The organism is Streptomyces sp. NBC_00354 (assembly GCF_036106915.1).
Classification (GTDB): Bacteria; Actinomycetota; Actinomycetes; order Streptomycetales; family Streptomycetaceae; genus Streptomyces.
This window is the reverse complement of the sequence record NZ_CP107983.1, coordinates 2,210,078-2,230,589: the sequence shown is the minus strand read 5'-3', so window position 1 is coordinate 2,230,589 and position 20,512 is coordinate 2,210,078. Positions and strand designations below refer to the sequence as shown.

15 protein-coding genes are annotated in these 20,512 nt (G+C 72.6%); 11 read left to right on the top strand and 4 right to left on the bottom strand.

Annotation, left to right across the window (positions count from 1 at the left end; genetic code table 11):
• Positions 1–143 precede the first annotated feature (143 nt).
• The 7 genes from OHT74_RS09950 (at position 144) to OHT74_RS09920 (ending at position 10,698) form a co-directional block, all read left to right on the top strand.
• Positions 144–1,607: a 3' terminal RNA ribose 2'-O-methyltransferase Hen1 gene (locus tag OHT74_RS09950; protein WP_328620063.1), complete on the top strand. Its 1,464-nt coding sequence runs from the start codon at positions 144–146 to the stop codon at positions 1,605–1,607.
• Positions 1,604–4,150 (top strand): polynucleotide kinase-phosphatase, encoded by a 2,547-nt coding sequence (locus tag OHT74_RS09945; protein ID WP_328620062.1) that lies wholly within the window; start codon positions 1,604–1,606, stop codon positions 4,148–4,150. Before OHT74_RS09950 ends, OHT74_RS09945 begins: the two co-directional genes overlap by 4 nt.
• Positions 4,151–4,421: 271 nt before the next feature.
• The gene (locus tag OHT74_RS09940) at positions 4,422–4,889 is read left to right on the top strand and encodes a hypothetical protein (RefSeq protein WP_266997513.1); all 468 of its coding nucleotides are present in this window, start codon (positions 4,422–4,424) and stop codon (positions 4,887–4,889) included.
• Positions 4,890–4,989: 100 nt separating this feature from the next.
• A complete protein-coding gene (locus OHT74_RS09935; RefSeq protein ID WP_266634105.1) occupies positions 4,990–6,216 on the top strand; it encodes an arginine deiminase in 1,227 nt (408 codons plus the stop codon).
• A 143-nt stretch (positions 6,217–6,359) separates the two neighbouring features.
• On the top strand, positions 6,360–7,397 hold the full coding sequence (argF, locus tag OHT74_RS09930) for an ornithine carbamoyltransferase (RefSeq protein ID WP_266662715.1): 1,038 nt from the start codon (positions 6,360–6,362) through the stop codon (positions 7,395–7,397).
• A 195-nt stretch (positions 7,398–7,592) separates the two neighbouring features.
• Positions 7,593–8,420, top strand: coding sequence for an enoyl-CoA hydratase family protein (locus tag OHT74_RS09925; RefSeq protein WP_266997516.1), 828 nt, complete (start codon positions 7,593–7,595; stop codon positions 8,418–8,420).
• A gap of 4 nt (positions 8,421–8,424) precedes the next feature.
• Positions 8,425–10,698: a bifunctional salicylyl-CoA 5-hydroxylase/oxidoreductase gene (locus tag OHT74_RS09920; RefSeq protein ID WP_328620061.1), complete on the top strand. Its 2,274-nt coding sequence runs from the start codon at positions 8,425–8,427 to the stop codon at positions 10,696–10,698.
• 54 nt (positions 10,699–10,752) lie between these two features.
• Here OHT74_RS09920 and OHT74_RS09915 read toward each other — a convergent pair whose 3' ends face one another.
• From OHT74_RS09915 to OHT74_RS09905, 3 genes are all read right to left on the bottom strand, one after another.
• Entirely contained in the window at positions 10,753–11,592 is an 840-nt protein-coding gene (locus tag OHT74_RS09915; RefSeq protein WP_266662708.1) for a GNAT family N-acetyltransferase, read from the bottom strand.
• A gap of 71 nt (positions 11,593–11,663) precedes the next feature.
• Positions 11,664–12,470 carry a PaaX family transcriptional regulator gene (locus OHT74_RS09910; protein ID WP_266662706.1) on the bottom strand — a complete coding sequence of 269 codons (807 nt, stop codon included), beginning with the start codon at positions 12,468–12,470 and terminating at the stop codon, positions 11,664–11,666.
• Between the two features lie 28 nt (positions 12,471–12,498).
• On the bottom strand, positions 12,499–14,127 hold the full coding sequence (locus OHT74_RS09905; RefSeq protein WP_266662704.1) for an AMP-binding protein: 1,629 nt from the start codon (positions 14,125–14,127) through the stop codon (positions 12,499–12,501).
• Positions 14,128–14,265: 138 nt separating this feature from the next.
• Between OHT74_RS09905 and OHT74_RS09900 the strand changes: the two genes are divergently transcribed.
• From OHT74_RS09900 to OHT74_RS09890, 3 genes are all read left to right on the top strand, one after another.
• Complete coding sequence (locus OHT74_RS09900) at positions 14,266–15,387, top strand: acyl-CoA dehydrogenase family protein (RefSeq protein WP_266662701.1); 1,122 nt, start codon at positions 14,266–14,268, stop codon at positions 15,385–15,387.
• The gene (locus OHT74_RS09895; protein WP_328620060.1) at positions 15,384–15,809 is read left to right on the top strand and encodes a RidA family protein; all 426 of its coding nucleotides are present in this window, start codon (positions 15,384–15,386) and stop codon (positions 15,807–15,809) included. The genes OHT74_RS09900 and OHT74_RS09895 overlap by 4 nt, the downstream gene beginning before the upstream one ends.
• 89 nt (positions 15,810–15,898) lie before the next feature.
• Positions 15,899–16,399 (top strand): hypothetical protein, encoded by a 501-nt coding sequence (locus OHT74_RS09890; RefSeq protein WP_328620059.1) that lies wholly within the window; start codon positions 15,899–15,901, stop codon positions 16,397–16,399.
• 49 nt (positions 16,400–16,448) lie between these two features.
• Here OHT74_RS09890 and OHT74_RS09885 read toward each other — a convergent pair whose 3' ends face one another.
• Positions 16,449–17,846: an aminopeptidase P family protein gene (locus OHT74_RS09885; RefSeq protein WP_328620058.1), complete on the bottom strand. Its 1,398-nt coding sequence runs from the start codon at positions 17,844–17,846 to the stop codon at positions 16,449–16,451.
• Positions 17,847–18,019: 173 nt separating this feature from the next.
• On the opposite strand from OHT74_RS09885, the gene OHT74_RS09880 reads away from it, so the two are divergent.
• On the top strand, positions 18,020–20,416 hold the full coding sequence (locus OHT74_RS09880) for a collagenase (RefSeq protein ID WP_328620057.1): 2,397 nt from the start codon (positions 18,020–18,022) through the stop codon (positions 20,414–20,416).
• The last annotated feature ends 96 nt before the right edge of the window (positions 20,417–20,512 follow it).

Sequence of the window (20,512 nt, the reverse complement as noted above, 5' to 3'; positions counted from 1 at the left end):
AACGACGTGTTCCGGGGACCGTACAGCGCCGTCCGCGCGGGCGTCGGGTACTTGGCCGGATCGGGATCCGAGGGTGGGGCGGGGGGTGGCCGAGGGGGAAATTCGGTGGCCCCCGACAACGGGCTGCATCCATGCTGAGCTGCATGTTCCTGACGATCTCCACCACTGGCAGTGCTGAGCACCCGGCTACCGACCTGGGCTTTCTGCTGCACAAGCATCCTGGGAAGGTGCAGGCGTTTTCCACCTCCCATGGCACCGCCCACGTCTTCTACCCCGAGGCCACGGATGCGCGGTGCACGGCGGCTCTGCTGCTGGAGGTGGATCCCGTCGCGCTCGTGCGGCGCGGGCAGGGCAAGGGGCGGGGCGGGGCGCCCGACGCAGCGCTCGCGCAGTACGTCAACGACCGCCCGTACGCGGCCTCCTCGCTGCTCGCCGTCGCGCTCAGTTCCGTCTTCCGCAGCGCGCTCAAGGGCCGGTGCACCGCCCGGCCCGAGCTGCCGGAGCAGGCCCGTCCGCTGCGGATCGAGATCCCGGCGCTGCCCGCCCGGGGCGGGGCGGCCCTCGTGCACCGGCTGTTCGATCCGCTCGGCTGGGACCTCGTACGGGCCGAACCCGTACCGCTCGACGAGCAGTTCCCCGAGTGGGGGGAGTCCCGGTACGTGCGGCTCGTGCTGGAGGGCGAGCTGCGGCTCGCCGACGCGCTGCGGCAGCTCTATGTTCTGCTGCCCGTGCTCGACGACGCCAAGCACTACTGGGTCGCCCCCGACGAGGTCGACAAGCTGCTGCGCGCCGGAGACGGCTGGCTGGCCGCGCACCCCGAGAACGGGCTCATCAGCGCCCGCTACCTGGCCCGCCACAAGCGGCTGACCCGCGACGCCCTGGAGCGGCTGGAGCTGGTCCGGCTGGCCGAGGCCGACGGCAGTGAGGTCGAGGAGCTCGACAACGCCGTGGGTGAGACCGAGGAGAAGCCCGTGCCGCTCGCCGTGCAGCGGCGCGAGGCGATCCTCGCCGCGCTGCGCACCGCAGGCGCGGCCCGGGTCCTCGACCTCGGCTGCGGACAGGGCCAGCTGGTGCAGGCGCTCCTCAAGGACGTGGCCTTCACCGAGATCGTCGGCGTCGACGTGTCCATGCGGGCCCTCGGCATGGCCGCCAAGCGGCTGCGCCTCGAGCGGATGGGGGAGCGGCAGAGCAGCCGCGTCCAGCTGCTCCAGGGCTCGCTCGCCTACACCGACAAGCGGCTGGCCGGGTACGACGCGGCCGTGCTCAGCGAGGTCATCGAGCACCTCGATCTGCCGCGGCTGCCCGCCCTGGAGTACGCGGTGTTCGGCTCGGCCCGCCCCCGCACCGTCCTCGTCACCACCCCGAACGTCGAGTACAACGTCCGCTGGGAGACCCTGCCCGCAGGGCACGTCCGGCACGGCGACCACCGCTTCGAGTGGACCCGCGCGGAGTTCCGTACCTGGGCCGGCGAGGTCGCCGAACGGTACGGGTACGCCGCCGAGTTCGTTCCCGTCGGCGACGACGACCCCGAGGTGGGGCCGCCCACCCAGATGGCCGTCTTTTCGCAGATCAGCACCGATATCCAGAAGGAGGGTGAGGTCGCATGACCACGACCGGCACGCGCGTACTTCCCGTCACCGACCTGTCCCTCGTCGTCCTGATCGGGGCCACCGGATCCGGCAAGTCCACCTTTGCCCGCAAGCACTTCAAGCCCACCGAGGTCATCTCCTCCGACTACTGCCGGGGCCTCGTCTCCGACGACGAGAACGACCAGAGTGCGAGCCGGGACGCCTTCGAGGTCCTCCACTACATCGCCGGCAAGCGGCTGGAAGCCGGCCGCCTCACCGTCGTCGACGCGACCAGCGTGCAGTCCGGGGCCCGCCGGCAGCTGGTCCAGCTCGCCCGCGCGCACGACGTACTGCCCATCGCCATCGTCCTCGACATGCCCGAGGAGGTCTGCGCCGAACGCAACGCCGGCCGCCCCGACCGGGCCGGGCTGCCCCGCGCCGTCATCCAGCGGCACCGCCGCGACCTGCGCCGCTCGCTGCGCGGACTGGAGCGCGAGGGTTTCCGCAAGGTGCACGTGCTGCGTTCGGCCGAAGAGGCCGACAGCGCGGAGGTGGTACGGGAGAAGAGGTTCAACGACCTCACCCACCTCACCGGCCCGTTCGACATCATCGGCGACATCCACGGCTGTTCCTCCGAGCTGGAGACCCTGCTCGGCAAGCTCGGGTACGAGGACGGCGCCCACCCGGAGGGCCGCACCGCGGTCTTCGTCGGCGACCTCGTCGACCGCGGCCCGGACAGCCCCGGCGTCCTGCGCCGCGTGATGGGCATGGTCGGGTCCGGCAACGCCCTGTGCGTGCCCGGGAACCACGAGAACAAGCTCGGCCGTTACCTCAAGGGCTCCAAGGTCCAGCAGACCCACGGGCTGGCCGAGACGATCGAGCAGCTCAGCCACGAGCCGGAGGAGTTCGTCCAGGAGGTGCGGGAGTTCATCCGCGGCCTCGTCAGCCACTACGTCCTCGACGGCGGCAAGCTGGTGGTCTGCCACGCCGGCCTGCCCGAGAAGTACCACGGCCGCACCTCCGGCCGGGTCCGCTCGCACGCCCTGTACGGGGAGACCACGGGCGAGACCGACGAGTTCGGCCTGCCCGTGCGCTACCCGTGGGCCGAGGACTACCGCGGCAAGGCCGTCGTGGTCTACGGCCACACCCCGGTCCCGAACACCGCCTGGATCAACAACACCATCTGCCTGGACACCGGCGCCGTCTTCGGCGGGAAGATGACCGCGCTGCGCTGGCCCGAGCGCGAACTGGTCGACGTGCCGGCCGAGAAGGTCTGGTACGAGCCGGTCAGGCCGCTCGCCACCGAAGCACCCGGCGGGCACGACGGGCGCCCGCTCGACCTGGGCGACGTCCACGGGCGCCGGATCGTCGAGACCCGGCACCTGGGCAACGTCACCGTGCGCGAGGAGAACGCGGCGGCGGCCCTGGAGGTCATGAGCCGCTTCGCGGTGGACCCGCGGCTGGTCCCGTACCTGCCGCCCACCATGGCGCCCACGGCGACCTCGCAGGAGGGCGGCTACTTGGAGCACCCGGCCGAGGCCTTCGCCCAGTACCGCAAGGACGGCATCGCCCAGGTCGTCTGCGAGGAGAAGCACATGGGCTCCCGCGCCACCGTCCTCGTCTGCAAGGACGCCGAGACGGCCCGCGAGCGCTTCGGCGTCGAGGGCCCGACCGGGTCCGTCTACACCCGCACCGGCCGGCCCTTCTTCCACGACCCCGAGGTCACCGAGGAGGTCCTCGCCCGGCTCCGCGGCGCCATCACCGACGCGGGCCTGTGGGAGGAGCTGGCCACCGACTGGCTGCTGCTGGACGGGGAGCTGCTGCCCTGGTCGCTGAAGTCCACCGGCCTGCTGCGCAACCAGTACGCCGCCGTCGGCGCGGCCTCCCGCGCCGTCTTCCCGGACGCCCTCGCCGCCCTGGCCGCGGCCACCGGGCGGGGCATCGACACCGGCGACCTGCTCGCCCGCCAGCAGGACCGGGCCGCCGACGCCGAGCGGTTCACCGACGCCTACCGGCGCTACTGCTGGACCACCGACGGGCTGGACGGCGTACGGTTCGCGCCCTTCCAGCTCCTGGCGGCAGCCGGGCGCTCACTGGCCGACGTAGCGCACGACGAGCAGCTGTTCTGGCTCGACCGGCTCGTCGCCGCCGACGAGGCGGCCGGCACCGGGCTGCTGCGCCGCACCGGCCGGATCCTGGTCGACACCGCCGACGAGGACTCCGTACGGGCGGGCACCGACTGGTGGCTCGCCCTGACGGCCGCGGGCGGCGAGGGCATGGTCGTCAAGCCGCTCCAGGCATACGCCCGGGACGGCAAGGGCCGCCTGGTCCAGCCCGGCATCAAGGTCCGCGGCCGCGAGTACCTGCGGATCATCTACGGGCCGGAGTACACGCGTCCGGAGCAGCTGGAGAAGCTGCGCCAGCGGTTCCTGGGGCACAAGCGCTCGCTGGCCCTGCGCGAGTACGCGCTCGGGCTGGAGGCCCTGGACCGGCTGGCGGCCGAGGAGCCGCTGTGGCGGGTGCACGAGGCGGTCTTCGGGGTGCTCGCCCTCGAATCGGAGCCGGTCGACCCCCGGTTGTGACGCAGCGGTGTTCCGAGGTGTGACGCGGAGGCTGTGACGCGGAGGCTGTGACGCGGAGGCTGTGACGCAGAGGGTGACAGCGCGTCGCACGCCGCCGTAAAGGTGAGGCCCCCGTACGGCCCCGAATTAGGTCGTATGGGGGAACTTTCCCGAAGAACGCCGGGAAAACCATCGGCGGGATCGTTCATCCAGGGCAGCGGAATGTCCGCGACCCTGGAAGGACGGAACGTCACCTATGAAGATGACCGCGCGCGGAAGCATTGCGGCACTCATGACCTGTATGGCTGCGGCCGGCGCGGCCACCCCGGCCGTGGCCGACTCGGTGCCGGTGGCCGTGCCCCTGGATGCGGTGAAGACCACGCTGGGCGTGGACACCCCGCGCGTGGCCACCGCGGTGCCGGTGCCGGTCGTCGGCGCCCCGGAGGCCCCCCGGTACCACACGGGCGATCTGCTCCCCAGCCCGATCCTCCCGGTGCTGCCGGTCAGCACCGAGCTCGGCAGCACCCTGGTCGGCACGCCGGTGCCGAACCTGCTCGGCGACCCGAAGACGGACGGCGAGGGCACGCTGGAGTCCCCGGCCACCGACCTGCTCGCCCGCACCCCCGGTGCGGTCGTCGGCGCCCCGCTGACGATGCCGAACGGCGACAATTTCGGGATCCCGGACCTGACCGTGCCCAAGCTCGGCCTGACCACCCCGGAGCTGATCGGGACCCCGACGGCACTCCTCGGTCTGCGCTGATCCCACGGGGGCTGCCGGGCCTGCAGGGGCTGCCGGTTCCGCTCGGTCTCCTGAGCGAACGCCACGTCAAAAAGCCGTCCGGTCTGCGAACGTGTACGCCATGGGATTCCATGTCGACTCCGAGACCGGGCGGCTTCGCCGCGTCATCCTCCACCGGCCCGACCTGGAGCTGAAGCGGCTCACACCCAGCAACAAGGACGCACTCCTCTTCGACGACGTGCTGTGGGTGCGCCGGGCCCGCCAGGAGCACGACGGCTTCGCGGACGTCCTGCGCGACCGCGGCGTGGAGGTGCACCTCTTCGGCGACCTGTTGTGCGAGGCCCTGGACATCCCGGAGGCCAGACACCTCGTACTGGACCGGGTGTTCGACGAGAAGGAGTACGGGCCGCTCGCCACCGACCACCTGCGCGCGGTCTTCGACCAGCTGCCGGCGACCGGGCTGGCCGAGGCGCTGGTCGGCGGGATGACCAAGCGCGAGTACCTGGAGCGGCACGCCGAGCCGGTGTCGGTCCGCTTCCACGCCATGGAGCTGGACGACTTCCTGCTGGGGCCGCTGCCCAACCACCTGTTCACCCGGGACACCTCCGCCTGGATCTACGACGGGGTGTCCATCAACGCGATGCGCTGGCCGGCCCGGCAGCGCGAGACGGTGCACTTCGAGGCGATCTACAAGCACCACCCGCTCTTCACCTCCTCGGGGGCCTTCCACTACTGGTCGCAGGGGCAGGCGGACTACCCGTCGACGATCGAGGGCGGCGACGTGCTCGTCATCGGCAACGGCGCGGTGCTGATCGGGATGAGCGAGCGGACGACGCCGCAGGCGGTGGAGATGCTCGCGCGCGGCCTCTTCGCGGCCGGCTCGGCGACCACCATCGTGGCGCTGGACATGCCGAAGCGGCGGGCGTTCATGCACCTGGACACGGTGATGACGATGGTGGACGGAGATACGTTCACCCAGTACGCGGGCCTCGGCATGCTGCGCTCCTACACGATCGAGCCGGGCGCCGGCCTGCAGGAGCTGAAGGTGACCGACCATCCGCCCGAGCACATGCACCGGGCGATCGCGGCAGCGCTCGGGCTGGACTCGATCCGGGTGCTGACCGCGACGCAGGACGTGCACGCGGCGGAGCGCGAGCAGTGGGACGACGGCTGCAACGTGCTGGCCGTCGAGCCGGGGGTGGTGGTGGCGTACGAGCGGAACGTGACGACCAACACACACCTGCGCAAGGAGGGCATCGAGGTCATCGAGATCCCGGGCAGCGAGCTGGGGCGGGGCCGGGGCGGGCCGCGGTGCATGAGCTGCCCGGTGGAGCGTGACCCGGCCTGACCCGGAGGGGGACCGGAGGACCGCGCAACCGAGGACCGGCGGAAACGGAGGCCGGCGGACCGGTGGATGGGGGGCTGTATATCAATGCAGGAGAACGTATACACTTCCAACATCCCCTGTCAGTGCGACCCTGGAGTACCCCGATGGCCACCGACCTCGTCGGCCGCAGTTTCCTCAAGGAGCTCGACTTTTCCGCCGCCGAGTTCCGCGGCTTGATCGAGCTCGCCGCCGACCTGAAGGCCGCCAAGAAGGCCGGGGCCGAGCAGCGCCGCCTCGAGGGCAGGAACATCGCGCTGATCTTCGAGAAGACCTCGACGCGCACCCGCTGCGCGTTCGAGGTCGCCGCCGCCGACCAGGGCGCCCACACCACCTACCTCGACCCGGCCAGCTCCCAGATCGGCCACAAGGAGTCGGTCAAGGACACGGCGCGGGTGCTCGGCCGGATGTTCGACGGCATCGAGTACCGGGGTGACAGCCAGGCGGCCGTCGAGGCGCTCGCCGCCCACTCCGGCGTGCCGGTCTTCAACGGGCTCACCGACGACTGGCACCCCACCCAGATGCTGGCCGACGTGCTCACCATGACCGAGCACTGCGCCAAGCCGCTGGACCGGATCACCTTCGCCTACCTCGGCGACGCCCGCTTCAACATGGGCAACTCGTACCTGGTGACCGGTGCGCTGCTCGGCATGGACGTACGCATCGTCGCGCCGAAGGCGTACTGGCCGGCCGAGTCGGTGGTGTCGGAGGCGCACCGGCTCGCGGCCGCCAGCGGGGCCCGGATCACGTTGACCGAGAACGTCGCCGAGGGCGTGGCCCAGGCGGACTTCGTCGCCACCGACGTGTGGGTCTCCATGGGCGAGCCCAAGGAGGTCTGGGACGAGCGGATCGGCGCCCTGGCCCCGTACGCCGTCACGATGGACGTACTGCGCGCGACCGGGAACCCGGACGTGAAGTTCCTGCACTGCCTGCCCGCGTTCCACGACCTGGGCACCAAGGTTGGCCGGGAGATCCACGAGCGGCACGGGCTGGAGTCGCTGGAGGTGACGGACGAGGTGTTCGAATCCGCGCACTCCCTCGTCTTCGACGAGGCCGAGAACCGGCTGCACACCATCAAGGCCGTGCTCGTCGCGACCCTCGCCCGGCCGGTCGGCGCCCAAGGGCTGTCCCGTAGTTCGGGCTGACACTGCGTGGCGCCGCATAGTCATGCGGGCCGGGTCGGCAGCTCGGTCGGGGCGTCGCCGTAGGCCACCCCGGCGCCCGCGGCCGCGGACGGCGGTCGGGGCGTTCGGGACTTCCGGCGAGCGTGGGGCGCATACCCTCACCCATGTGTCGCGCTTCTGTGACGGCAGTCACGATGCAGTGATACCGTCGATCGTGTGAGCCCCTTCATCGGTTCCACAGCAGCGACCGAACGGTGGCGCCACCTGCGGGTGACCCGGCAGGACGGCGTGGCCACCGTCACCCTCGACCGCCCCGAGAAGCTCAATGCCCTCACCTTCGGCGCCTACGCCGACCTGCGCGACCTGCTCGCCGAACTCTCCCGGGAGCGGTCCGTACGCGCCCTCGTGCTCGGCGGCGAGGGCCGCAGCTTCTGCTCCGGCGGGGACGTCGACGAGATCATCGGCGCCACTCTCGCCATGGACACCGCCCAGCTCCTCGACTTCAACCGGATGACCGGCCAGGTGGTGCGGGCCGTCCGCGAATGCCCCTTCCCGGTGATCGCCGCCGTGCACGGGGTCGCCGCCGGGGCAGGCGCCGTCCTCGCCCTCGCCGCCGACTTCCGGATCGCCGACCCCACCGCCCGCTTCGCGTTCCTCTTCACCCGCGTCGGCCTCTCCGGCGGCGACATGGGCGCCGCCTACCTGCTGCCCCGCGTCGTCGGCCTCGGCCACGCCACTCGGCTGCTGATGCTCGGAGAGCCCGTACGCGCGCCGGAGGCCGAGCGCATCGGCCTCCTCAGCGAGGTCACCGAGGAGGGCAAGGCCGGCGTACGGGCCGCCGAACTCGCCGCGCACCTCGCGGCGGGCCCGGCCCTCGCGTACGCGCAGACCAAGGCGCTGCTGACCGCCGAGCTCGACATGCCGCTGGCCGCGTCGGTCGAGCTCGACGCCAACACCCAGGCCCTGCTGATGAACGGCCGGGATTACGCCGAGTTCCACGCCGCCTTCACCGCGAAGCGGCCCCCGGAGTGGAAGGGCAGGTAGCGCCATGGCTGCGGGCACCACGCGGGTCGGCAGCGCATTGCGGGTCGCCGTCGTCGGCGGCGGCCCGGGGGGCCTGTACGCCGCCGCACTGCTGGCCCGCCGGGGCCACACCGTAGAGGTCTGGGAACGGAACGCCCCCGAGGACACCTTCGGCTTCGGCGTGGTGCTCTCCGACGAGACCCTCGGCGGCATCGAAGCGGCCGACACCGTGGTCTACGCCGCCCTCGGCGCGGAATTCGTGCGCTGGGACGACATCGACATCGTCCACCGCGGGCGGCTGCTGACCTCCGGCGGCCACGGCTTCGCCGCCATCGGGCGGCGCCGGCTGCTCGAGATCCTGCACGAGCGCTGCGCCGGGCTCGGGGTGAAGCTCCGCTTCCGCACCGGGGCGCCGGCCGCCGCGCTGCTGGCGGCCTCGTACGACATGGTGGTCGCGGCCGACGGGGTGCACAGCGCGACCCGGCAGAGCGGCGCCGCGCACTTCCGGCCGACCCTGACGAGCGGGCACTGCCGCTACATCTGGCTCGCCGCCGACTTCGCCCTCGACGCGTTCCGCTTCGAGATCGCCGAGACCGAGCACGGCGTCATGCAGCTGCACGCCTACCCGTACTCGGCGGACGCCTCCACCGTGATCGTGGAGATGCACGAGAAGGTGTGGCGGGCCGCCGGCCTCGACCTGTGCGACGAGGACGAATCGGCGGCCCGCTGCGCCAAGATCTTCGCCGAGGCCCTGCGCGGCCGGCCGCTGCACGGCAACCGCTCGGCGTGGACGGAGTTCCGTACGGTCGTCAACGAGCGGTGGTCCCACGGCAACGTCGTCCTGCTCGGCGACGCGGCGCACACCGCGCACTTCTCCATCGGCTCCGGCACCAAGCTGGCGGTGGAGGACGCGCTCGCGCTCGCCGAAGCCGTGGCCGCGCAGCCGGACGTGCCCGCCGCCCTGGCCGCGTACGAGGCCGCACGGCGGCCGGCGGTGGCCTCGACCCAGCGGGCCGCCGCCGCCAGCATGCGGTGGTTCGAGGAACTCGCCGGGTACGTGGACCAGCCCGCCCGGCAGTTCGCATTCAACCTGCTCACCCGCAGCCGCCGGGTGACCCACGACAACCTGCGGCTGCGCGACGAGCGGTTCACCCGGGCCGTGGAACGGGACTTCGGCTGCCCGGACGAGGACACCCCGCCGATGTTCACGCCGCTGAAGCTGCGCGGGCTGACCCTGCGCAACCGGGTCGTGGTCTCTCCGATGGACATGTACTCCGCCAAGGACGGCGACGGGACGCCCGGGGACTTCCACCTGGTGCACCTGGGCGCTCGGGCCCTCGGCGGGTCCGCCCTGGTGATGACCGAGATGGTCTGCGTGTCCGCCGAAGGCCGGATCACCCCCGGCTGCACCGGCCTGTACACGGCGGAGCAGGCCGCGGCCTGGACCCGGATCGCCGACTTCGTGCACACTTCCGCGCCCGGCACCGCGCTCGGCGTCCAGCTCGGCCACTCGGGTCGCAAGGGCTCGACGCGGCTGATGTGGGAGGGCATGGACGACCCCCTCCCGGAGGGCAACTGGCCGGTCGTGGCGGCCTCGGACGCGCCCTACCGGCCGGGCGTCTCGGCTGTCCCGCGCGCGCTGACGGCGCAGGACCTGGCGTCGATCCGCTCCGACTTCGCGGCCGCCGCGGTACGGGCCGCCGGCTGCGGGTTCGACCTGCTGGAACTGCACTGCGCCCACGGCTATCTGCTGTCCGGCTTCCTGTCCCCGCTCACCAACCACCGTACGGACGCCTACGGAGGCCCGCTGGAGAACCGCCTCCGCTTCCCGCTGGAGGTCTTCGACGCGGTCCGCGCGGTCTGGCCCGACGACCGCCCGATGACCGTCCGCATCTCCGCCACCGACTGGGCCCCGGGCGGCACCTCCGCCCGGGACGCGGTGGACATCGCGGCCGCCTTCGCCGCCCACGGCGCCGACGCGATCGACGTGTCGACCGGCCAGGTGGTGGCGGACGAGGCCCCCGAGTACGGGCGCTCCTACCAGACCCCGTATGCGGACCGGATCCGCAACGCGCTGGGCGTCCCGGTCATCGCCGTCGGCGCCATCTCCTCCTGGGACGACGTGAACTCGCTGCTGCTGGCGGGCCGCGCCGACCTCTGCGCCGTCGGCCGCCCCCACCTGTACGACCCGCACTGGACCCTGCACGCGGCCGCCGACCAGTCCTACGCCGGCCCGGCGGCCCCCTGGCCCGCCCCCTACCGGGCCGGCAGCCGCAAACCGCCGGCCGGCCGCGGCTGAGGGAGGCTCATCCAGCTGCCCTCATCCAGCCGCCCTCATACCGCTGCTGCCTTCTCAGAGGGCGGCCACCTCGATGCGGTCCTCGACCGGGGTGTAGCCCAGGCGCTGGTAGACGCCGTTGCTGGTGGGGTTGGCCAGGTCCGTGAAGAGCAGCACCTCCGAGGCTCCGGCCGCGTACGCCGCTTCGCTCACCGCGTACGTGACCCCGGCGGCGTAGCCGCGGCCGCGGAGCTCCGGCGGGGTGTACACCGGGCCGATACGGGCGGCCGAGCCGATCGGGCGGAAGAACCCGGCCATCGACACCGGAGTCCCGGCGTCCTCCCAGATCAGCATGCCCCCGTACGAGAGCCGGTCGCGCAGGAAGGCCTCGGAGGGGCCGCCCGGCTCACCGGTCTCCCGCTTGAAGGCGCCGGCCCAGTCCATCAGCAGCGGCAGATCGGCCTCGGTGGCGGTCCGGGCCCGCCCGGCCGGGACGGGATCCGGGGCGACGAGTCCGGCGAGCCGGTACAGGCGGTTCTCCTCGGTGACCTCGCTCGGCCTCCCCCAGGCCGCGGCCAGCGCCTCCGCGTCGCGGCGGCGGGCGATCAGTGCTTCGACCCCGGCGAGCAGCGGCTCGGCCGCGAGCGCGGCCCCCAGGCCCCGGACGGCCTCGTCCGGCAGCGCCCCGATCAGCAGCGGGTGCGGCGGGGTGCACAGCAGGGCGCCGGCGACGCTCCCGTCGGCGCCGGTCCACCAGCCGAAGAGGGGCTCGGCGGATCCGTACGCGTCCAGGCCGCGCCGCTCCAGCGCGTCGGTCACGGTCAGCAGGGAGGTGTTGGCGACGGGCTCGCCGGCCACGGCCGGGCCAGCCGCGGCCAGATAGGCCGCCAGGTCATGGGTGAAGGTCCAGGTCATGGCTCATGATGGCGCCGGATCGTTTCCCCACGCACATCAGTTTCTCCCTGAAGGATCGGACGACCGGGCACCTACGGTTCCACGAACCCCGCCCCGATGTCCCGCAGCCGGGCGTGCAGTTCGGCGAAGACCGCCGCCGCACGGTCGCCCGGCCAGTCCGCCGGCAGCAGCTCGCGCGGCAGGCCCGGGTCGGCGTACGGAAGGCGGCGCCAGGTGTCCAGGGCCAGGAGGTAGCCGCGGTAGGCCTCCTCCGGAGTGGGCTCCCGGCCCGACCGGAAGGCGCGCAGCACCGGCTCGTGGAGGTCGAGGAACTCCTCGTGCTGCTTGGCCAGCGAGGTCAGGTCCCACCACCGGGCCACCGCCTCGGTGGTCGGGGCGAAGCCGAGGTGGCCGCCGCGGAACAGCTCCACGTACGCCGTCAGGTGCAGCCGGTCCAGGGTGTGCCCGGTCTCCTCGTACAGGTGGGCCGGGGCGATCCAGACACCCGGCGCCACCGCGCCGAAGCCGAGCCGGGTGAGGCGCGAGCGCAGCAGGTGCCGCTTGCTCCGCTCCTGCTCCGGTACGGAGAACACCGCCAGCAGCCATTCCCCCGGCGGGTGCGCGTCGCGGTCCCCGTAGATCCGCCGGTCGCCGTCGTCCAGCAGCTGCCGCGCCTCCGCCGAGAGCTCGTACCCCGCCGAGCCGTCCGCGGCGCGCGCGGGCAGCACGAAGCCGCGCCGCTTCAGCCGGGACACCGACGAGCGGACCGACGGGGCGTCCACGCCGGCCGCGCCCAGCAGGCGGACCAGCGCCGACACCGGGACCGGGCCCTCGAAGGCCCGCCCGTAGGCTCCGTAGAACGTGACGATCAGGGATCGCGGGGTGTGCTGCTCGACCACGGGTTCACTGTAGGGGGCGTTTTGCCGGTCAGCCCGGGCTCGCGGCGTCGCGCAGCCGGAACCGCTGCAGTTTCCCCGTCGCGGTCCGCGGGAGCGCGGGGAGGAAGACGAAGGAGCGCGGGCACTTGTGCGGGGCCAGTTCCGCCCGCATGAACGTGCGCAGGGCCTCCTCCGTCAGCGCCGCGCCCGCCCGCAGGACGGTGTACGCCACCACGATCTGCCCGCGTCGCTCGTCCGGGCGGCCCACCACCGCGGCCTCCACCACGTCCGGGTGGCGCATCAGGGCTTCCTCCACCTCCGGGCCGGCAATGTTGTAGCCCGCAGAGACGATCATGTCGTCGGCGCGGGCGACGTAGCGGAAGTAGCCCTCCGGATCGCGGACGTAGGTGTCCCCGGTCAGGTTCCAGCCGTCCCGTACGTACTCCTCCTGCCGGGGGTCCGCCAGGTACCGGCAGCCCACCGGGCCGCGTACGGCCAGCAGCCCCGGCTCGTTGTCCGCGACCGGGCGGCCGGAGGCGTCCACCACCCGCGCCTGCCAGCCCGGCACCACGCGGCCGGTCGTACCCGGACGGATGTCCTCGTCGGCCGCGGAGATGAAGATGTGCAGCAGCTCGGTGGCCCCGATGCCGTTGATGATCCGCAGTCCGGTGCGCTCGTACCAGGCCTGCCAGGTGGCCGCCGGGAGGTTCTCGCCCGCCGAGACGCAGCGGCGCAGCGCGGACAGGTCGTACGCGCCCACGTCGTACGGGCCCAGGGCGTCCAGCATCGCCCGGTACGCGGTGGGCGCGGTGAACAGCACCGTGACCCGGTGGGCGGCGAGGGCGGGCAGCAGCCGGCGCGGGACCGCCTGGTCGAGCAGCAGCGCGGAGGCGCCGGCGCGCAGCGGGAAGACGACCAGGCCGCCGAGACCGAAGGTGAAGCCGAGCGGCGGACTGCCCGCGAAGACGTCGTCGGGGCGGGGGCGCAGGACGTTGCGGGAGAAGGTGTCGGCGACGGAGAGCAGATCGCGGTGGAAGTGCATACAGCCCTTGGGGCGGCCGGTGGTCCCCGAGGTGAAGGCGATCAGGGCCACGTCGTCGGCGGAGGTCTCGACGGCGCGGAACGGTTCCTCGTGCCGGTCGGCCAGCCGCAGCAGGTCGTCGGGGGCCTCGCCGCCGTACGGGGTGATCCGCAGGCCGGGCACCCCGGCCTTGGCCAGGTCGTCCAGCACGCCCACATGGCACAGCGCGTGCTGCACCCGGGCCATCGCACAGACCGTGGCCAGCTCCTGCGCCCGCTGCTGGGCGAGGACCGTCACCGCCACCGCGCCCGCCTTCATCACCGCCAGCCAGCAGGCGGCGAGCCACGGGCCGGTGGGGCCGCGCAGCAGCACCCGGTTGCCGGGGACCACGCCGAGGTCGGCCGTGAGCACGTGCGCGAGGCGGTCCACGCGCTCGCGCAGCTCCCCGTACGACCACACCTCGCCCGTGCCGCTGCGGAAGGCCGGGCGGTCGGGGCCGAACCGGGCGACGGTGGTGTCGAGCAGCTCGGCGCCGCAGTTGAGCCGGTCCGGGTAGGCCAGCTCGGGGAGCTCGAACAGCAGCCGCGGCCAGGCGTGGGGCGGCGGCAGGTGGTCGCGCGCGAAGGTGTCGGCGTGGGCGGAAGGCTTGAGCTCCAAGGCGGGTTCGCCCCCTTGCAACGGCAGCGGCCCCCGGGTGGGGGACCGAAGTGGCGGAGCAGGCCGTGCACGTGCGCTACGAGCGTATCGTGATGGTGACGGCAGTCAACAGGACGCGATAGAAGCGGGGATATTCGGATGACCGGATTCGCGCTCGGGGCGGAACAAGAGGAGTGGTGCGGGCACTTGCGCGCGCTGGCGGCGGACCGGCTGCGGCCGCTCGCCGACAAGGGGGAGCCGGGGCGGGTCAACCGCCCGCTGCTCGCGGCACTCGGTGAGCTGGGCCTGCTGGAGCGGGTGTTCACCTCGGGGGCGCTGGAGCTGTGCCTGCTCCGCGAATCCCTCGCGTACGGGTGCACGGAGGCCGAGACGGCCCTCGCCCTCCAGGGTCTGGGGGCGCATCCGGTGCTCAGCTCGGGGACACCGGAGCAGCGGGCGCGCTGGCTGCCGCAGGTGCGGGCCGGGCGCGCGGTGGCGGCCTTCGCGCTGAGCGAGCCGGGGGCGGGCTCGGACGCGGCGGCGCTGGCGCTGGAGGCCGTACAGGACGGTGGCGTCGGTGGGGGCGGCTGGCGGCTCAGCGGCGAGAAGTGCTGGATCTCCAACGCCCCCGAGGCCGACTTCTACACGGTGTTCGCCCGGACCGGCGAGGGTCCGGGCGCCAAGGGGGTCACCGCCTTCCTGGTCCCGGCCGACCGCCCCGGGCTGTCGGGGGAGCCGCTGGACATGCTCTCCCCGCATCCGATCGGCCGGCTGTCCTTCGACGGGGTCCCGGTGGGCCCGCAGGACCTGCTGGGCGAGCCCGGCCGGGGCTTCCGGGTGGCGATGGACACGCTGAACCTGTTCCGGCCGAGCGTGGGCGCCTTCGCCGTCGGCATGGCCAGGGCCGCCCTGGACGCGACCCTGGCCTACACGGCGGCGCGGCCCGCGTTCGGCGGGGTACTGGGCGACCTCCAAGCGGTGGGCCACCGGGTGGCCGAGATGGCCACCCGCACCGAGGCCGCCCGGCTCCTGGTCTACGCGGCGGCAGGCGCGTACGACGCCGGCTCGCCGGACGTCCCGCGCCGGTCGGCTATGGCGAAACTCCTGGCCACGGAGACGGCCCAGTACGTGGTGGACCACGCGGTCCAGCTGCACGGCGCCGTCGCCCTCCAGCGCGGCCACCTGCTGGAGCACCTCTACCGGGAGGTCCGGGCCCCGCGCATCTACGAGGGCGCGAGCGAGGTCCAGCGCACGATCATCGCGAAGGAGCTGTACCGGTGAGCCTCGAGCGGATCAACCCGGCGGAGCTCTCCCCGCCGGCGGGCTTCTCCCACGCCGTGGCCGCGAGCGGCTCCCGGCTGGTCTTCCTGGCGGGCCAGACCGCGCTCGACGCCTCGGGCAAGGTGGTCGGGGACACCCTGCCCGAGCAGTTCGAACGCGCTCTGGCCAACCTCCTGGCGGCCCTCGCCGCATCCGGCGGTACCCCGGCCGACCTGGCCCGCGTGACGGTCTACACGGTCGACGTGGATGCATACCGCACCCATGCGCCCGAACTCGGCCGTGTCTGGCGCCGGCTGGCCGGCCGCGACTACCCGGCGATGGCGGTCATCGGGGTCGTCCGCCTCTGGGACGAGCCCGCCCTGGTCGAACTGGACGGTATTGCCGTACTCGGTACGGCCGCAGCCGAGTTGCCGGATCGCTGACCAGGTGCTTTTGACAGCAAGCCAGGGAGGGGTGAGGGTGGAAATAACCTTTTTATAAGGAATGTCTCAATCCTCGGAGGTGCATGGTCATGCGCCGTGTCATCACCGCGACGATCGTGGCAGGAGCCGCGGGCGTCGCGCTCGGCCTGATGCCTGTCGGCGGGGCGTTCGCCGCGGGTCTCCCTCAGACCCAGCAGAACAACACGGGATGGTGCTCCGACGACTGGCGCGGGGACCACTGGCGTGACTGCTGCGACTCCTCGCGCTGGCACAACTGGAACGACCGCCCCAGCTGGTGCTGGGACAACGACTCCTGGAACGACGGCCGGCACAACAACGCCAACTGGAACGACAACTGGAACGACGGCCGCTGGAACGACAGCCGCTCCAACCATGACAACCGGAACGACAACTGGAGCGGTGGCCACGACAACGGCTGGAACGGCAACGGATCCGGTGACCGCGGCGGCGACGGTGGGGGCGGCGGACACGACGGCGGCGGGGGCGGCGGCGGGAACGGCGGAGGCGGGAACGGCGGCGGCCACGGTGGTGGCGGTGGCGGCGGAGGTGGCGGTGGCGGTGGCCACTAGCCACTCAGCCGCCGGCCTTCCGGCTTCACCGGTCACTGACCGTCCGGTTTCACCGGCTCTCCAGTAGGGACCCCATCCATTCCTCGATCCCCGCGACCGTGCGGGGCAGGGCGCCTGACATCAGTCGGGCGCCCTTCGCCGTGATGACCAGGTCGTCCTCGATGCGCACCCCGATGCCGCGCAGCTCCGGGGGTAGTGTCTCGTCGTCCGGCTGCAGGTACAGGCCCGGCTCGACCGTCAGGACCTGGCCCTCCTCCAGGACCCCGTCCAGGTAGGTCTCCGCGCGCGCCTTCGCGCAGTCGTGCACGTCCAGCCCCAGCATGTGACCGCTGCTGCACAGCGTGTACCGCCGGTGCAGGTCGCCCCGCGCGTCCTTCAGGACGCCCCACTCCGCCAGGCCCTCCGCGATCACCCGCATCCCGGCCCGGTGGAAGTCCCGGAAGCTCGCGCCCGGGCGCAGCGCCGCCATGCCCGCGCCCTGCGCCGCCAGCACCAGTTCGTACACCTGCCGCTGGACGGGGGAGAAGCGCCCCGACAGCGGGAGGGTGCGCGTGATGTCCGCCGTGTAGAGGCTGTCGGTCTCCACGCCCGCGTCCAGCAGCAGCAGTTCGTCCCGGTCGAGCCGGCCGTCGTTGCGGATCCAGTGCAGGACGCACGCGTGCGCGCCCGACGCCGCGATCGTGTCGTATCCGGTGCCGTTGCCCTCCGCCCGGGCGCGCAGGCCGAAGACCCCCTCGATCCACCGCTCGCCGCGCGGGTGCGCCAGGGCGCGCGGCAGCGCCCGTACGACGTCCTCGAAACCGGCCGCCGTGTGGTCGACGGCGAGCTGGAGCTGCCCGACCTCCCAGGCGTCCTTGACCAGGCGCAACTCGGAGAGCGCGGCGGCCAGTTCCCGGTCCGCCCCGGCGTTGCGGCCCGCCGGGGAGCCGAGGTCGTCCAGGTGGGCGCAGCGCAGGCCGGTCAGCCGCTGAGCCTCCGCCAGGTCGGGGCGGCGGCCGACCCAGAACTCCCCGTACCGGCGGTCCCGGTAGAACTCCTCGTTGCCGTCCGTGCGAGGGGAGCGGGGGCGCAGGTACAGCACGGCCTCGTGGCCGTGCGGGCCCGAGGGCTCCAGCACCAGGACGTGGCCCACTTGGTCCTCGCCCGTCAGCCCGGTCAGCCAGGCGTACGCGCTGTGCGGGCGGAAGCGGTGGTCGCAGTCGTTGGAGCGGACCTTGAGCTCACCGGCCGGGATGATCAGCCGCTCGCCCGGGAAGCGCGCCGAGAGCCGGGCGCGCCGGGCCGGGGTGACCTCGTACGCGGAGACCCGCGCGGCGGCGGGGAGGGGGGACGCCGCCCAGTCGGCGGCCATGAACCGGGACAACTCCGGCGACACCGGCAGGTCGTGGCTGCCGATGTTGAGGCGGGATTCGGCGCCGGGGGAGGCGCCGGAGGGGGTGTCGGTCATGGGGGCTCCCTCAAGAAGGTGCGAACTGGTGGGCGCACAGGCCTTGTCAGTGCAATTTCACATTACTATGTTACAGCTCACACCGCGGCACGTTAATCCCCGTCAAACGCCGCGTGACGCAGGGCAGTTCACGCACCACTTCCCCCACCTCCCCTCCCAGCCAGGAGTCTTTGGTGTCTCAGCACAGAGCTGTGCGTACGTCTCTCCTCTCCGCCGCCGTCGCGGTGACGCTGCTCGCCTCCGCGGGCCAGGCCGTGTCCCAGACCGCCGAGCGGCCCGCCCCCGCCGCCCCCGCCGCCGTGCCCGGCACCTTCACCTCGGGTGCGCCCGCCCCGAACCCCTTCGACGAGGTCGACCACCTCGCCTCGCCCAAGGAGGCCGCGCCCGCCACGGCCCAGGCCCCCGGCGGGCTGGCCGCCGACGGCCGCGTCCCCGGGGCCGCCCCGGCCGCTGCCGCTCCGGCCGAGCGCACCGAGCGCGCCGAGAAGAGCCGCAAGCTCGCCGCCGCCGCCCAGGCCGCGACCACCGCGCAGAGCGTCGCCGCGGGCGTCCCCTGCACCCTCGACGGGATCACGGGCCTGAGCCCCGAGCAGTTCGCCGACTTCCTGGCCGACCCGGCCGTCACCGCCGACGGCTGTCTGCGCGGTCTGATCTGGACCTGGGACGCCCGCCTCGTGCCCGTGATGTCGGACGCGCACGTCCAGGCCGTCTCCCGCCGGATATCCGGCCTGGCCGCCGCCCACGACGGCAAGGGCTCCTCGCACCTGGAGGAGATGTTCACGTACCTGCACGCGGCCATGTACCACGACTTCTCGCGCTCCGAGATCGACCTCACCGACGCCGCGACCGTCGGCGCCATGAGCAGGGCCGTCACCGACTTCGGCAATGCGGCCCGCACCTTCGACGCCACCGCCTCCAACGCCCGCACCCTGCGCGAGGCCCTCTACGCGACCGGCCCCGGCATGCGCCAGAGCCAGCTCGGCCTCGTCAAGAAGGTCCTGGCCACCCTCGACGCGTCGCACACCGCCACCAACACCGACGCGGCCTGGGGCGGCGCGGCCCTCGCCGCCCTCACCGTCAACTACCTCGGCGTGTACCCGGGCAACCAGGACAGCGCCTTCCACGCCGCGGCCAAGGCAGACTCCTCCTACCGGGCCGCTTTCAAGGCCTTCGCCGGATACACCCACCTCAAGGGCACCGCCAACGACTGGGCGGCCCGCGACGCGCTCGGCGAGTACGGCCGCTTCGGCCAGATCGACGGCCTCCAGGACCAGATCGCCGCCGACCTCGGCGCCCTCCTGGAGCCGGTCAAGGCCGGGTGGGGCAACGGCAGCGAACAGTGGGCCAAGATCGTCTCCTGGCTGAACACCTACAACGCGTGCAAGCAGTACGGGGTGTGCAAGGAGGACATCGAGAAGGTGCTCTTCCCGAACACGTACGCCTACGACAACGGCGCCATCAAGGTCCGCACGGCCCTCGACCGGGCCACCGTCGACCAGCTCTACTACGCGAGCAAGCAGGTCAAGACGCAGTTCCACCGGGTGCTCGGGACCGACCAGCCGCTGGCCGGCGACCCCAACACCACGCTGAACATCGTGCTGTACGCCTCTCGCGCCGACTACGTGACCTACCAGACGATGCTGTACGGCTACGGCACCAACAATGGCGGCATGTACATCGAGAACGGCGCCACGTTCTACACGTACCAGCGGCGCGTCCCGCAGGACTCCTCCCTGACCCTCGAGGAGCTCTTCCGCCACGAGTACACGCACTACCTCAACGGCCGGTTCGCCGTCCCCGGCTTCTTCGGCGAGGGTCCCTGGTACGAGGGAGACCGCACCACCGCCATGGACGAGGGCACCGCCGAGTTCTTCGACGGCGCCACCCGCGACAACGGCATCGCCGTCCGCAAGTCCCTGGTCAAGGGCATCATCGGCGACACCGCCGGCGGCGGCCCGCGGATGTCGGTCGAGCAGCTGCTGAACGCCACGTACGACGGCGACGGATTCCGCTTCTACAACTACGCGGGCACGTTCTTCGAGTTCCTGTGGACCGAGAAGCCCTCGCTGCTGCGCGAGATGTACACCCACCTGCGGGCCAACGACGTCGCCGGGTACGACGCGTGGCGCCACCGGATGGGCGCCGACACCTACCTCCAGCGCGACTACGACCGCTTCCTGGACGCGCAGATCGCCAAGGTCGACCAGCTCTACGTGCCGAACACGGTCTTCACGCCCAACGACCGGCTGCGGGACTCCGCGCTGGCGAACGTGAAGTCGGCCTTCGCGACGGCCACGTACAACACCCCGGACTGCGTGGAGAACGGGGACCCGGGCAAGCGCCGGTTCACCTGCACCGGCCGGATCTCCTCGAACCTGAAGAACTGGCGCAGCGACGACCAGAACTTCAAGGACATGTCGGAGACGGTGGACTACTTCATCCTCGACCGGGCGGGCGCGGCCTCGAACAACCTGGCCGACATGAACTGCTCCTTCGGCCCCGTGGAGATCTGGACCGACCACAAGGCGGGGACGTCGAGTTACAGCTGCGAGGGCCCGCTGCGCAGCTGATCCCGCGACCGTGCCGGTCCCTTCCGCAACGGGGGGAGGGACCGGCACGCGGACCGGCCCGGCCGACCTAGGCACCGACTGAAGAATGTGACATAT

Excerpts from the sequence above, each read along its gene's own strand:
- OHT74_RS09950 (WP_328620063.1), top strand. The coding sequence starts at position 144 with ATGTTCCTGACGATCTCCACCACTGGCAGTGCTGAGCACCCGGCTACC.
- OHT74_RS09945 (WP_328620062.1), top strand. The coding sequence starts at position 1,604 with ATGACCACGACCGGCACGCGCGTACTTCCCGTCACCGACCTGTCCCTC.
- OHT74_RS09940 (WP_266997513.1), top strand. The coding sequence starts at position 4,422 with ATGACCTGTATGGCTGCGGCCGGCGCGGCCACCCCGGCCGTGGCCGAC.
- OHT74_RS09935 (WP_266634105.1), top strand. The coding sequence starts at position 4,990 with ATGGGATTCCATGTCGACTCCGAGACCGGGCGGCTTCGCCGCGTCATC.
- argF (WP_266662715.1), top strand. The coding sequence starts at position 6,360 with ATGGCCACCGACCTCGTCGGCCGCAGTTTCCTCAAGGAGCTCGACTTT.
- OHT74_RS09920 (WP_328620061.1), top strand. The coding sequence starts at position 8,425 with ATGGCTGCGGGCACCACGCGGGTCGGCAGCGCATTGCGGGTCGCCGTC.
- OHT74_RS09915 (WP_266662708.1), bottom strand. The coding sequence starts at position 11,592 with ATGACCTGGACCTTCACCCATGACCTGGCGGCCTATCTGGCCGCGGCT.
- OHT74_RS09900 (WP_266662701.1), top strand. The coding sequence starts at position 14,266 with ATGACCGGATTCGCGCTCGGGGCGGAACAAGAGGAGTGGTGCGGGCAC.
- OHT74_RS09890 (WP_328620059.1), top strand. The coding sequence starts at position 15,899 with ATGCGCCGTGTCATCACCGCGACGATCGTGGCAGGAGCCGCGGGCGTC.
- OHT74_RS09885 (WP_328620058.1), bottom strand. The coding sequence starts at position 17,846 with ATGACCGACACCCCCTCCGGCGCCTCCCCCGGCGCCGAATCCCGCCTC.